General features: G+C 42.0%; 14 protein-coding genes. 6 read left to right on the top strand and 8 right to left on the bottom strand.

Features of this window, described 5'->3' with window-relative positions:
* Positions 1 to 243: 243 nt before the first annotated feature.
* From UH38_RS07590 to UH38_RS07575, 4 genes are all read right to left on the bottom strand, one after another.
* Complete coding sequence (locus UH38_RS07590) at positions 244 to 1,413, bottom strand: LL-diaminopimelate aminotransferase (protein WP_045054039.1); 1,170 nt, start codon at positions 1,411 to 1,413, stop codon at positions 244 to 246.
* A gap of 103 nt (positions 1,414 to 1,516) precedes the next feature.
* Entirely contained in the window at positions 1,517 to 1,843 is a 327-nt protein-coding gene (locus UH38_RS07585) for a thioredoxin family protein (protein ID WP_045054038.1), read from the bottom strand.
* A 138-nt stretch (positions 1,844 to 1,981) separates the two neighbouring features.
* Positions 1,982 to 2,761 (bottom strand): PspA/IM30 family protein, encoded by a 780-nt coding sequence (locus UH38_RS07580; RefSeq protein WP_045054037.1) that lies wholly within the window; start codon positions 2,759 to 2,761, stop codon positions 1,982 to 1,984.
* A 218-nt stretch (positions 2,762 to 2,979) separates the two neighbouring features.
* Positions 2,980 to 3,681: a PspA/IM30 family protein gene (locus UH38_RS07575; RefSeq protein WP_045054036.1), complete on the bottom strand. Its 702-nt coding sequence runs from the start codon at positions 3,679 to 3,681 to the stop codon at positions 2,980 to 2,982.
* A gap of 181 nt (positions 3,682 to 3,862) precedes the next feature.
* Between UH38_RS07575 and UH38_RS07570 the strand changes: the two genes are divergently transcribed.
* The 3 genes from UH38_RS07570 to UH38_RS07560 all read left to right on the top strand — a co-directional run bounded on the left by UH38_RS07570 (position 3,863) and on the right by UH38_RS07560 (position 6,568).
* The gene (locus UH38_RS07570; protein ID WP_045054035.1) at positions 3,863 to 5,125 is read left to right on the top strand and encodes an RNA-guided endonuclease InsQ/TnpB family protein; all 1,263 of its coding nucleotides are present in this window, start codon (positions 3,863 to 3,865) and stop codon (positions 5,123 to 5,125) included.
* A gap of 112 nt (positions 5,126 to 5,237) precedes the next feature.
* Positions 5,238 to 5,771, top strand: coding sequence for a DUF721 domain-containing protein (locus tag UH38_RS07565; protein ID WP_045054034.1), 534 nt, complete (start codon positions 5,238 to 5,240; stop codon positions 5,769 to 5,771).
* Positions 5,772 to 6,271: 500 nt separating this feature from the next.
* A complete protein-coding gene (locus tag UH38_RS07560; protein ID WP_045054033.1) occupies positions 6,272 to 6,568 on the top strand; it encodes a hypothetical protein in 297 nt (98 codons plus the stop codon).
* A 163-nt stretch (positions 6,569 to 6,731) separates the two neighbouring features.
* Here the strand turns inward: UH38_RS07560 and menB are convergent, their stop codons facing one another.
* The gene (gene menB, locus UH38_RS07555) at positions 6,732 to 7,565 is read right to left on the bottom strand and encodes a 1,4-dihydroxy-2-naphthoyl-CoA synthase (protein ID WP_045054140.1); all 834 of its coding nucleotides are present in this window, start codon (positions 7,563 to 7,565) and stop codon (positions 6,732 to 6,734) included.
* Positions 7,566 to 7,726: 161 nt separating this feature from the next.
* On the opposite strand from menB, the gene petJ reads away from it, so the two are divergent.
* Both petJ and UH38_RS07545 read left to right on the top strand, forming a co-directional pair.
* The gene (gene petJ / locus UH38_RS07550; RefSeq protein WP_045054032.1) at positions 7,727 to 8,062 is read left to right on the top strand and encodes a cytochrome c6 PetJ; all 336 of its coding nucleotides are present in this window, start codon (positions 7,727 to 7,729) and stop codon (positions 8,060 to 8,062) included.
* 4 nt (positions 8,063 to 8,066) lie between these two features.
* Entirely contained in the window at positions 8,067 to 8,837 is a 771-nt protein-coding gene (locus UH38_RS07545) for a class I SAM-dependent methyltransferase (protein ID WP_082065334.1), read from the top strand.
* Here UH38_RS07545 and menD read toward each other — a convergent pair.
* Positions 8,834 to 10,567 carry a 2-succinyl-5-enolpyruvyl-6-hydroxy-3-cyclohexene-1-carboxylic-acid synthase gene (gene menD / locus UH38_RS07540; RefSeq protein ID WP_045054139.1) on the bottom strand — a complete coding sequence of 578 codons (1,734 nt, stop codon included), beginning with the start codon at positions 10,565 to 10,567 and terminating at the stop codon, positions 8,834 to 8,836. The two genes, UH38_RS07545 and menD, sit on opposite strands and share 4 nt — an antisense overlap.
* A gap of 91 nt (positions 10,568 to 10,658) precedes the next feature.
* Here menD and folB point away from each other — a divergent pair, with 91 nt between their 5' ends.
* Positions 10,659 to 11,015: a dihydroneopterin aldolase gene (folB, locus tag UH38_RS07535; protein ID WP_045054030.1), complete on the top strand. Its 357-nt coding sequence runs from the start codon at positions 10,659 to 10,661 to the stop codon at positions 11,013 to 11,015.
* Here folB and UH38_RS07530 read toward each other — a convergent pair.
* Both UH38_RS07530 and UH38_RS07525 read right to left on the bottom strand, forming a co-directional pair.
* The gene (locus UH38_RS07530; RefSeq protein WP_045054029.1) at positions 11,010 to 11,825 is read right to left on the bottom strand and encodes a metal ABC transporter ATP-binding protein; all 816 of its coding nucleotides are present in this window, start codon (positions 11,823 to 11,825) and stop codon (positions 11,010 to 11,012) included. The genes folB and UH38_RS07530 overlap by 6 nt on opposite strands.
* Before the next feature lie 4 nt (positions 11,826 to 11,829).
* Positions 11,830 to 12,783 (bottom strand): metal ABC transporter solute-binding protein, Zn/Mn family, encoded by a 954-nt coding sequence (locus UH38_RS07525; RefSeq protein ID WP_045054138.1) that lies wholly within the window; start codon positions 12,781 to 12,783, stop codon positions 11,830 to 11,832.
* Between the last annotated feature and the right edge of the window lie 21 nt (positions 12,784 to 12,804).

Here is a 12,804-nt window from a genome sequence, read left to right as displayed (position 1 = left end):
CAATTATGAAACTATGTCAAAAATGCTACTTGAATTAATATTTAAGGCAAAATTGATAAAAGCTTTTGCAGCTAATTGTCATTCGAATAAACGCAATATACCACAATTTTAAAGCCAATTTATATAGATATATACTGGGAGAAGATATAAAAATATCAAACTTTCGGTAGACGACAAATTGCTTATTAGCATAAACAGGCGATCGGCAACCAATATTTTGATAAAGCGAACTGTTAACAACAATCAAGCCAAAGAAATTATGCTAGCGATTCTCTTGGCGGCTATTGTCAGAATTGCTGGCTCATGTACTAAGGCAAACCTAACGTAACCTTCACCAAACTTACCGAAGCCACTACCAGGAGATGCAGCAACGCCAGTTTCGGCTACCATGCGCGTACAAAAACCAACTGAATCTTGCTGCCAACGAGCAGGTAATTTTGCCCATACGTACATTGTTGCTGGCGGTGTGGGGACTTGCCAACCAATTTGCTGCAAAGCGTCGACAAAAGCATCTCGTCTTTGACGGAAAGTATCTTTGGCAACTTCAACGCCAGTTTGCGGACCTGTTAGGGCTGCGATCGCGCCATTTAAAATCCCTTTATACTGATTAAAATCAACAGCCGCTTTGACTTGTCGTAAAGCCTTAATTAGCTGCGCGTTGCCAATCGCGTAGCCGATGCGAAAGCCGCCCATATTATAAGACTTAGATAGAGTAAAAAACTCAATCGACACGCTTTTATCAGGGTCAGCTTGCAAAATAGAAGGAGCAACGCCGTCAAAAATCAAATCAGCATAAGGAAAATCATGGACTAGCACTAAGTTGTGCTGCTGACAAAAAGCGACTGCCGACTTAAAGAAGGATTCTGGAGCGATCGCCGCTGTAGGATTATGAGGGTAGCTCAGTACCATCATCCGAGATTGCGCCAAAACTGGGGCAGGAATATCATCAAACACAGGCAGAAAATTATTTTCCGCTTGTAATGGCATCGGATAAATTTGCCCGCCAGCAAGGGTTACACCGCCAGCATGAGAGGGATAGCCAGGATCGAGTAGTAAAGCAAAGTCCCCTGGATTTAAAACTGCTAGCGGTAGATGGGCTGTACCTTCTTGCGAACCAATCAGGGGCAATACTTCTGTTTCTGGATCTACAGATATACCAAACTTTTGCTCGTACCAAGCAGCCGCAGCTTGACGAAAACTTTGCGTGCCGTGAAATAGCAAGTAGCCGTGAGTGCTAGGATCTGCTAAAGATTGCGCGATCGCATCAATAACGTGCTGTTGGGTAGCTAAATCTGAAGAACCCAAGGACAAATCAATCACATCTTTTCCTGCAGCTTTAGCTTTTGCCTTCGCTCTATCCATATCAGCGAAGACATTAGCTTGCAGAAAATCTAACCGTTGAGCAAATTGCATTTTTCCTAACTAACAAACGTATCAGTCACAAGTTCAGAATCTTCCTAACTCAAAACTATTTCAAGTCTTTTTAACTCAAAACTCACTGGCTCAAAATTCAAAACTATTTTAGGTGTGTATCTAAAAAGTCAATTAACTTTGGTTTCGCAATTACTCCTTCAGAAGAAGCTAGCAATTGCGTACCTTGAAATAGCCGTAGTGCAGGTACGCCTTCCACTTGGTACTGCTTAACAGTAGCTTGATTGGGGTCTACTTCCATTTTGACTACTTTGAGACGATCGCTGTATTCTTGTGCTGCCCAGTCTATAGATGGTGACATCAAGCGGCAAGGACCACACCAAGAAGCCCAAAAATACACTAATACGGGCTGATTTGCCTGCAATACTTCTGTTTCAAACTCTGGATCTTTAATTGCGATCGTGCTACTCATATTACTCTTTTTTGCTTTTTTAAACGCCTAACTGCTTTCCCTGCAAAGCACGAGATAGACCCTCGCCTATTCAATTAAGAATACATACAAGCGGTCTATCCAAGCACTATATTAATTTTTGCCGAAATTGGCGCTGATTTATAACTGATCCAACTGCTTGCGTAACTGCTCTAGTTCTGAATCTACAACTTGGTTAGATTTAGCACTAGACGATTCAGACGCTTGAGGTAAAGAGGGCTGATTGGACGATGTAGCAGGTCCTAAAGACATTTGCGCCTTAAGGGCTGCTAATTCATCATCTACATCGCTACCCGCTTCTAAGACGGCAAATTGGCTTTCTAAATCTGCTCCTGCTAGTTCTTGGGCGGATTGAGCGCGGGCTTCTTGGAGTAAAACTTTTTCTTCCATGCGCTCAAAAGCTGCCATCGCGCTGCTAGTGCCAATTTTGCCGACAGTGCTTTGCAGTTGTTCTTGAGCTTTAGCTGCACTGATCCGGGCTTTGAGCATATCTTTTTTGGTCTTGGCTTCCGAAATTTTGCTTTCTAAGCCAATTAGACTGCGCTTGAGGGTATCTATTTGCCCTACTTGTCCGTCTAAATTAGTTTTGAGGGTGTTTGCTGTTTCTGCAAATGATTTTTTGCGCTCTAATGCTTGACGAGCGAGATTTTCGTCGCCTTTTTGCAATGCTAATTGAGCGTTGCGCTGCCATTTGTTGGCTTCATTTTGAGCTTGATTGTATTGTTGTTCGGTACGCTTTTGAGCAGCGATCGCTTGTGCTACTCCTTGGCGCAGTTGAACTAAGTCTTCCTGCATTTCCAGGATAGACTGTTCTAACATTTTTTCTGGGTCTTCAGCATTGCTGACCATATCGTTCAGGTTAGCTTTGACCACTCGGCTAATGCGATCGAATAATCCCATAACTGTATGATTCCTTTCCAGGTTGACAACGAACAGTGGAGTGCAGGATGCTAGCTAAGATTTGCCCAATGTAATCTAATGATGCAGGTATTAATGACGTTTTGCTCTTATTTGTAACATAAGCTCAATTTCATATTCTGCTACGGGCAGGTGCTAATTTTTATGCAAATTCATCTATGTAGCTATGCTAACAAAGCTGCGTAGATTCTTCTAGGTTGTTAATTAGTTGGCGGTGGTAGTTTAGCTTGGCTGGGATTGCTACCTGGTAAAGCTTGGGCTTTCATTGCTGCTAGTTCGGCATCAATATCATTACTTGCTTCTAGCGAATTAAACTGTTTTTGCAAATCGTCACCGCCTAATTCGGCGATCGCTTCTGATTGAGCTTCAAGTTGCAATACTTTTTCTTCCATGCGCTCAAATGCACTTAAGGAGCTAGTAGCATCTACCCCGCCGAGCATTTCATTTAATCTTTGCGATGCTTGAGCCGATCTTGCTCTAGCGATGTACATATCTTTCTTGGTTTTCAGTTCGCCAATTTTTGCTTCTAAAGTCTGCATATCCTTTTTTAGTCTGGATACGATGGTACTTTGTTGCTCTAGTTGCGATTTTAGGGCTGTTGCTGTTTCTTGATAAGATTTACGCTTGGTTAGCGCTTCCCTTGCTAATATTTCATTGCCTTGATTTAAAGCCATTTGGGCGCGATTGTACCATTCTTGGGCTGTAGAATCTGCTTGGTTTGCTTGCCTTTCTGTGCGCTTTTGGGTAGCGATCGCGCTTGCTACTGCTTGGCGCAGTTGTACCAAATCCTCTTGCATATCTGCAACTGTTTGTTCGAGGACTTTTTCTGGATCTTCCGCGTTACCTACCAAGTTGTTGACATTAGCGCGAACTACTCGCGTGATGCGATCGAATATTCCCATGTTACTCTCCCTGCTCGTTACTACTACTTATTAGCGTAACTTCTAACTACTGCACCGAAAATATAGCGCTCTACCGCCTCGGTGAGCGTCGGGATATAAGGCGGGTAACGACGAGCGCGGAAGTTATCATATCTATATTGCCTAATTCTAACATATAGACAAAATGTGTTAGAACGTTATCATGTTGAGTCTGACCTACTCTTACCGAATCTACCCAGATCTTGCCCAAGAAGCGCGAATGCTGACTTGGATGGAACAGTGTAGGCGTGTTTACAACTACGCCCTGGCTGAACGTCGGGACTGGATAGCGTCGCGCAAATGCGCGGTTAATGCTTGCAATATCAAGCAGGAATACATCATTAGTGCTGATACGCTGTATCCAGACTATTACAAACAGCAAAACGCGCTCTCCCTTGCTAAAAAGAACTTGAGCGACCTTCAAGACGTGCAATCTCAAGTATTGCAAGACGCTTTGAAACGCTTGGACAAAGCTTTCAAGTTTAGGCAAGAACGTGGTTTTGGATTCCCAAGGTTTAAAAAGGTTGGACAGTATCGCTCCTTTGTATTCCCGCAGTTCAAGAGCCACCCTGTTGTAGGGAGTGACGTGGCTAATCTGGTTACTGGTTGGCAGATAAAACTGCCTAAAATTGGGGCTGTGCGGATTAATCTGCATAGACCGTTGCCCGACGGTTTTGAGGTCAAGCAAGTGCGAGTGGTATGTAAAGCTTCCGGCTGGTACACACAACTGATACTATCTTGCGATATCTCTGTTCCAGTTTTGCAGCCACACGGCGAATCTATCGGGATTGACTTAGGGCTGCTCAATTTCTTAGCTACAAGTTCCGGTAAATTGATTGCTCGTCCTAAATTCTTCATCCAATTGCAAAGCAAGCTTAAATGGCTGCAACGCCAACTGAAGGATAAAGTTAAAGGCTCGAACAACTATAAAAAGGCTCAAAAGCAAATAGCTAAACTGCACGAACACATCCACAATACTAGGCGTGAGTTTCATTTCTTGACTGCTCATCAGCTTTGTGATGGAGTAGGAATGATATTTGCCGAAGACTTGAACCTGACCAACTTGTGTAGGGGAATGTTGGCAAAGCATTGTTTGGATGCTGGCTGGGGTAGATTTTTGGAGATTCTAGGCTGGGTATGTAAAAAGCGGGGTGTTTATTTTGCCAAAGTCGACCCTAAAGGAACAAGCCAAACTTGCCCTAATTGCGGGACTCATACCGGGAAAAAAGAACTTCTAGAGCGAGTGCATAATTGCTCCTTTTGTGGATATATAACTGACCGAGATGTAGCTGCGGCAATCGTCGTAGAACAGCGAGGTCTGACAGCCGTTGGACAAACGGTAATGCTGCCTGTGGAGGTTGACCGCCTGGGGGTTCCCGTGAAGCAGGAAGTTCGCAAGAGCAATCTTGGGAAGCCCACGCTGTAAACGTCCTCGTTTCAGGGTTGGGAGGGTGTCACGCTAGCTTTGTATCTATCAGTAGTTGAATTTATGCGATCGCATCTTTGCCAGTAGTTTTTCTTTTTCTATCTTGAAATCAATGTCGTTCAATTCGCTAGATCGCGTTTTAAGGGCGATCGCCCAGCAAACTAACCTGCAACAACAACCTATACAACTTGCGCTGAAATATTGGGCTGAGGCTGTAGGAGAAGTAGTTGCAGCCCATACTCAATTATTGTCGATTCAAAGAGATGTATTGTGGGTAGCTACTTCTAGCGCCTCCTGGGCGCAAACTCTGACTTTTGAGCGCCAGCGCATTCTTGCCAAGCTCAATCAAAAATTACCTAGTCCGTTAACAGATATTCGTTTCTCTACGGCACAATGGCAGCGAAACCAAGCGACTTATACTCAGGAAGTGTCTGGGCGCAATCATCCTAGTTCTTTTCCTGCTGCCAGTCAAACTGCAATTAAAGGCAAATGCCCAGATCCGCGCTCGGCTTTCGCGCAGTGGGTAAAAACTACGCAAGAGCGATCGCACAATTTACCGCTTTGCCCTCAGTGCCAATCTCCTACTCCCCCTGGCGAACTCGAACGCTGGCAAGTTTGTTGTTTGTGTGCTGCGAAAGAATTTTAATTGTGTAGTTTTTTTAAGGATAGCTGGAGCGATCGCTGCTGCAAAAAGCTTATCTGTTCTTCTTCATTTCTTCAACGTATATTTACGTAGATTTTTAACATTTCATTGCGACAAGCATTAAATAGTAGATATTTACACCTATAAATTACTGAAAATACTGCTTGATTTAGCTATTTTTCCTACAAATTCAGCAGGCGATCGCAAATATTTTTACTATTTCTTAATCTTGTTTTTAGCTGAGTTGTAGTTGAAGTTACAACATTTTTTATCTATTCTCTTTGATCCCCAATCGTTGAGGATTAAAATGAATGCTTTTAAAAATGCTTTGTATCAATTTTTTAACAAAAAAATTAATGAATATAACGCGAATCTAAAGAAAATATGAAAGAAAAATTGAGCGGGGATCGCTAGAAAGCTTGCATGATAATGATTTGATGTAGATAGCATGATTTCTTCATGCAAGCAAAATAAAAGTCATAGATGGTTCTCAAGAGACTTTTATGAAAACCCTAAATTCCCTCACATCTGCTTGTCGCTATTGTCGATATTACAAACCAGAAGGACGACGCGGCGGTATGTGTCAATTATTGGGCGCTCAAGTACAAGGCAGTTGGAATGCTTGTCATTTGGCGATCCCCGCATTTGCACCCTCTTGGGAAAACTTAGAGCAGATGATGAAGTTGCCAGATGCACAACCTGTAGCTTTGGATTCTCGCACTGTTAGTTGTGGTGTAAACGAGCCATCAATAGCATCTAACAAGCAAAAGGCTCATTCTACTGATGTAGCGCTAGTTTAGTTCGAGATTGCTTAAAGTTTGGGCTAGATTTTGCTCTCAAAGTTACAAATCAGTAAAAAACTTAATAACATACATCAATTTAATATCTTTATGAGAAGCGCACCTGTGACAAACATAGGTGCGTTTTTGATTGAGGTTAAAGCAAAATTATCATCTTTCCCAACTAAGGTAGCCAAGGAAAGGAACGAAAATCGGGCGGACGTTTTTCTAAAAATGCTTGTTTGCCCTCGGCTCCTTCTTGAGTCATGTAATAAAGTAAAGTAGCGTTACCTGCTAGTTCTTGCAATCCTGCTTGTCCGTCGCAGTCGGCGTTGAATGCAGCTTTAAGACAGCGAATTGCGATCGGGCTTTTTTCTAAGATTTCGTTAGCCCACTGAATGCCTTCTATTTCTAATTGTTCTACTGGGACGACACAATTAACTAAGCCCATTTCTAGCGCTTGTGCTGCGGTATATTGGCGACAGAGAAACCAAATTTCCCGCGCTTTTTTTTGTCCGACAATTCGTGCTAGATAGCTAGCGCCAAATCCACCGTCGAAACTGCCGACTTTAGGACCAGTTTGCCCAAATATGGCGTTATCTGCAGCAATAGTTAGGTCGCAAATTAGATGTAAAACATGACCGCCACCGATCGCATATCCTGCTACTAGGGCAATTACTACTTTGGGCATAGAACGAATTAGCCTTTGTAAGTCTAGTACGTTGAGGCGAGGCGTACCGTCATCGTCTATATACCCAGCATTACCGCGCACGCTTTGATCGCCGCCGGAACAAAAGGCGTATTTACCATCACTATGAGGTCCTGCGCCAGTAAATAGGACTACACCGATGTTTGTGTCTTCTCTAGCGTTGGAAAATGCATCGTATAGTTCAAACACTGTTTTTGGACGGAAAGCGTTGCGCTTGTGGGGGCGATTGATGGTAATTTTGGCGATACCATTAGTTTTGTGATATAGGATGTCTTCGTAGGTTTTAGCGGTTTGCCAAGTAGTTTCCATAAGGATTAGTGCAGCTTGTTTCGGCTTGAAAATTTTAACTTGCGCTGCGACTGGCTTACAAAAATTTGCGGTGCAGGGAATATTTTTTAAGCTAACAGCCAACACGTACGTGTAGCGAAGCGTTTAGTACGCCAAGATGAAGAGAAAGGAGGGGACGTATTGTGAGTAAGTTAATAGCTATTTTAGTTTTGACGATCGCAATTTTTTGCAGTACGAGTGTTTTTCCTAGTCTGGCTGAACAAAATACTGATGTAGCAACGCTTTTTACTAATAATTGCGCGGGTTGTCATATTAATGGCGGTAATATAGTCAGGCGCGGTAAGAATCTTAAGACAAAAGCGCTGAGAAAATACGGTATGGATTCTGTTGAGGCGATTTCTCAGTTGGTTGCAAATGGTAAAAATGCTATGCCAGCTTATCAAGGTCGGCTAACTGAGCAAGAAATTCTTGATGTGTCTGCCTATGTGTTGGAGCAAGCTGATAAGGGTTGGAAGTAGAAATATGGTAAAAGTGCGAAGGTCGCTACACGTTTGCGTAGCATGGTCGAAGAGCATACCGCCGAAGGCATCGCTTGTGGCACTATGTTTATGCCTATTTTTGTGTGCTTGCCAAACAGTAGGAGCAAGTACGGTTGATGTTTACCAAACAAGAACTATTCATAGTCCTGACGGAATTGGTAAGTTTTACCAAGGTCGCGAAATAGCTAAGGTAATGGGGCATACAGAAGCCCTATGGTTAGAGCGTCCGTCACGGGAAGTTGAAGAACAGCCGCGAAAGTTAGTTGAAGCTTTAAATTTACAGCCTACTGACGTTGTAGCTGATATAGGCGCGGGAACTGGCTATCTTAGCTTTAGAATAGCCCAAAAAGTGCCTTTAGGGAAGGTGCTAGCTGTCGATATTCAACCTGAGATGCTCGATATTATTGAATTCCTTAAAAAGGAGAATAATGTTACTAATGTAGAGCCTGTTTTGGGCAGTATTGATAATCCTAATTTGCTGGAAAATAGCATCAATTTAGCAATTATGGTAGATGCTTATCACGAGCTATCGCAGCCTTACGAAATTATGGATAAAGTTGTGCAAGCGCTCAAACCTAATGGGCGAGTGGTATTAGTTGAGTATCGACGCGAGAATCCCTTTATTGCTATTAAAGGGTTGCATAAAATGACGCAGAAACAAGCAATTAAGGAAATGTCATCAGTTGGTTTGCAATGGCTAGAAACTAAAGATTTTCTACCTACTCAACATATAATGATTTTTGCTAAAACTTAAATTATATCTGCTGCAAATTTACCTAAGTTTTCTTGCCTCCACTTTGCATCAAGCTTGCGATTTGTCTGCAACTCTAATACGCGGATTCCTGTACTTGGCAGAGGATTTAATTTTTGCTCTAGTTGTTGCCATGTGGTAATTAATTCATGTTCTATATTATATGTGGCACATAGCCCTTGAAAATTGATGTTTTGAGGAGTAGCAAAAAACTCTTCAAATGGTGGGGCAATTTTAGAGATAGGTAGCATTTCAAAAATACCACCACCATTGTTATTAATAAGAATAATTGTTAAATGACCGACAAATTTATTGTTTATCAAAAATCCATTGGTATCGTGCAGTAAGGCTAGATCGCCTGTTAGTAATATACTGCTTTGTTGGCGATGAGCTATACCTAAAGCTGTGGACAAAGTTCCATCTATACCATTTGCGCCTCGATTGAAAAATGGTTGCACGTTAAAGTTGCTAGGTTGCCAGAAAAATTCTACATCCCTTACTGGCATACTATTAGAAATAAATATTGGCGTGTTTTGAGGCAGAATGTTTGATAGTAGCCAAGCAGCTTTGCATTCAATCATTGGCTTTATTTCTAGCATTACTCTATCAATATTTGCTCTGATTTGAGCTTCAAGATCGCACCATAAATTTAGATAATCACTAAATTTTTTTGGCTGCAGCGAACAGGAGGTAACTAACTGTTCTATAGAAGTTCTTATATGAGTTGTTTTACCATGCAAAGGGTCTAAATTATGGTTGCTAGGGTCAATTATCCACCTTTGCGGTTGAGTAGATTCTAGCCAGGTTCGTAACTCTTTACTGGTGGGCAACTCTCCTATTTGAATTACGACTTCTGGCTGAAGTTTTTGGGCTAGTCTACGATTTCTTAAAATTAGATCGTAGGTAGAAATTAGATAAGGATTTAAATCAGCATAGTTTCTAACTGGGGATAGCCCTTCTGCTAGTACGGGAAATTTAAGTAATTTAGATAATTGAGCGATCGCACTTACATATTCTCTAGGGTTTTCCGGTTGAGCAACGCCAGCAATAATAATGCCGCGATCGCAATCCCATTGTTTGGGAAACTCACAAACATAATTATTTATATTGGCAAGTGCGCGATCGCTAATTCCAGCAAAAAAATCGTCAGGAATTTGCAAATTATGCTCGTTACTATTGGGAAGCGGTACTAAAGGATCGCGAAAGGGAATATTCAAATGCACTACGCCAGCAACCGGATACAGCGCCCTTTCCCAAGCATGAATAATTGTCTGGCGCAAATATGCCAGCATTCCTAAATCTGCAACAGGTAAGGCTAACTCAGTTTGCCAGTTGGGATAAGTACCAAATAACTTTAGTTGATCGATTGTTTGCCCAGAATGACAGTCTCTAAGTTCTGGCGGGCGATCGCAAGTTAATACAAGTAAAGGTACTCTGCTTTCTTTTGCTTCAATTACCGCTGGATAAAAATTTGCTCCCGCAGTACCCGAAGTACACACCAATACTACGGGAAGCTTCGATTTACGGGCTATTCCCAGGGCGAAGAAGGCAGCAGAACGTTCGTCAAGGATGGATATAGCTTCTATTCCTTCCTGCCTGGCAAAGGCGATCGCCAGGGGCGTAGAACGCGATCCAGGGCAAATTATGGCGGTAGTCAATCCTAAGCGTTTGAGTGTCTCAGTCAGGATAGAGGCAAATAGTAAGTTAGTGTTTCGTGAATCGATCGTGTTCATCCCTAATCGGGGATTTACCAAGTACCCCATCATTAAGTAAGCTGCATCTTACTATTTTAGTTTGCAGTTTGCTTGGCTTTTGAGGAAGATTATGGACTCGATTCAATTAACTGGGATTCGCAGCTATGGCTATACAGGTTATTTAGCTGAGGAACAAGTGTTAGGACAATGGTTTGAGGTAGATGTGATGCTGTGGCTGGATTTGTCTGTTGCAGGTAGAAGCGATGAAATTACAGATACTATCGACTACCGCAGCATCATTAGTAACGTCAAGCAGCTAATTAAGACTGCTAAATTTTCCTTGGTAGAACGCTTGGCAGAGGCGATCGCTGATTCTATCCTAGAAAATGATGGTATTGCTCAAGTTAAAGTCCGTTTGAGCAAGCCTACTGCACCAATTCCTGACTTTGAAGGCAAAATTACAATTGAAATTACTAGAAGTCTATAACTTAAAATCGTGCAGATGTCCCTTGCCGTTCAAATTATGTAAAGAATTTTGCAACCAAGCTTGGCTAGCAGTGGGGTTGTAAGTAGCTAGTAAGTTTTGCGGTAATAGTGCTGTATTTGGTGTGTCGTAGCACGTTACAGTCTGATTAAAACAGATAACGCGATCGCAATGACGGCTGACCATATCCAAATCGTGAGAAACTTGCAATATTGTCCAGTTTTCTTCTTGCTTTAATACATCTAGTAACTGGTAAAAGTCTGCTGCGCCTTGCACGTCTACACCTGCAAAAGCTTCATCTAAGATTAAAAGTTGTCTGGGTATGACTAAGCAGTAGGCTAATAATACCCGTTTTAATTCGCCACCGCTAAGAGTACCAATTGCACGATTTTGGAGATGATAAGCGCTAACTCGCCGCAAAGCTTGGGTAATGGCGGCTTGTTTTTCTTGGCGATACTGTCGATTTGGAAAAAATCCAGTTTGACAAGCTTTTACCCATCCCATCCCTACTAATTCGCGAACGCAAATAGGGAAACTGCGATCGAAAATAAAGTTTTGTGGCATATAAGCTAGTTGCTGGCGCAGGGATTTTAGGCGTTCGATTGGACGACCAAAAATTTCCACTTTGCCATCAGAGCGCCTAATTAAGTTTAAAATTGCTTGTACGAGCGTACTTTTTCCCGCACCATTAGGACCAACTATTGCTGTATTTGTCCCTGCTTGCAGTGTAAATGAAACATCGCATACTGCTAAATGATTGCCGAGAGTTACTGTTAAATTTTCTACTTTTAATATCGGTATTTGCGAGTACATATAATTATTGGCAAGCTGATTCTAATGATTGCAGGTTAGCCCTCATTGCTGTAAAATAATGCTGCGGATCGAGTGTGCCAGATTCTAAGGAATCTAACGGCTGCAAGGTTAAATTTAAGTCTTTCGATAGTGCAGTTAGCAATTTATTATCTGTTCCTGGTTCGCCAAACAATGCTTTGACATTATACTTTTTGACAGCATTAATAGTGGTTTGTATGTCTGTTGGCGATAACTGATCTTCAGGTATTTCTACTACTGCAACTTGCTTAATTTGATAGCGATTAGCTAAATAAGGATAAGCATCGTGAAAAGTAACAAACGTGCAATTAGGATACTTTTGTAAACTTTCTTGAAATTCTTTGTCTAGTGCCTCTAGTTTTTGCATATAAGCTGTAGCGTTAGCTTGAAAAGTTGCTTTATTTTCAGGATTAGCTGCTATCAAACCATCTCTTATATTTGCTACTTGCTGTTTTGCTAGTACGGGATCTAGCCAGACGTGAGGATTTCCCTCTGCGTGTTCGTCTACGCGATCGCGTGCGTGTTCTTCCGGGGTAGCATTATCTAAAGGTTTGATGCTAGCGCTAGCATCAATTTCTTTTAACTGGCTGTTTTTGGCATTTGCTACAGTTGCTTCTAAAAATTCCTCAAAACCAATGCCATTTTTTACTAAGATATCGGCATTGGCGATCGCTTGAGCATTTGCTGGGGTGGCTTGGTAATCGTGTACTTCTGTCCCTGGTGGAATCAAGATTTCTACTTGTGCTGTGTCTCCTGTCACCGCTTTAGTAAACCAATACATCGGTAAAAATGTAGTAACTACTTTTAGTTGGTTTGCTGACGTTACTGGTGTAGGGCTTTGCTGCGCTTGCGAGGAGGTTTGGTTGTTGCAGCCAAACAATGCTGTTAGCAGCAATGCCACTAGAACTACACTTCCTTGCTTGCTCGTTCTATTTTGCATTTTTGTCGTAAATCTGATTAG

Source organism: Aliterella atlantica CENA595 (genome assembly GCF_000952155.1).
In the GTDB taxonomy this organism is placed as follows: domain Bacteria; phylum Cyanobacteriota; class Cyanobacteriia; order Cyanobacteriales; family Chroococcidiopsidaceae; genus Aliterella; species Aliterella atlantica.
Note: the sequence above shows the minus strand (reverse complement) of the source record. Positions and strands in the feature narration are given on the sequence as shown.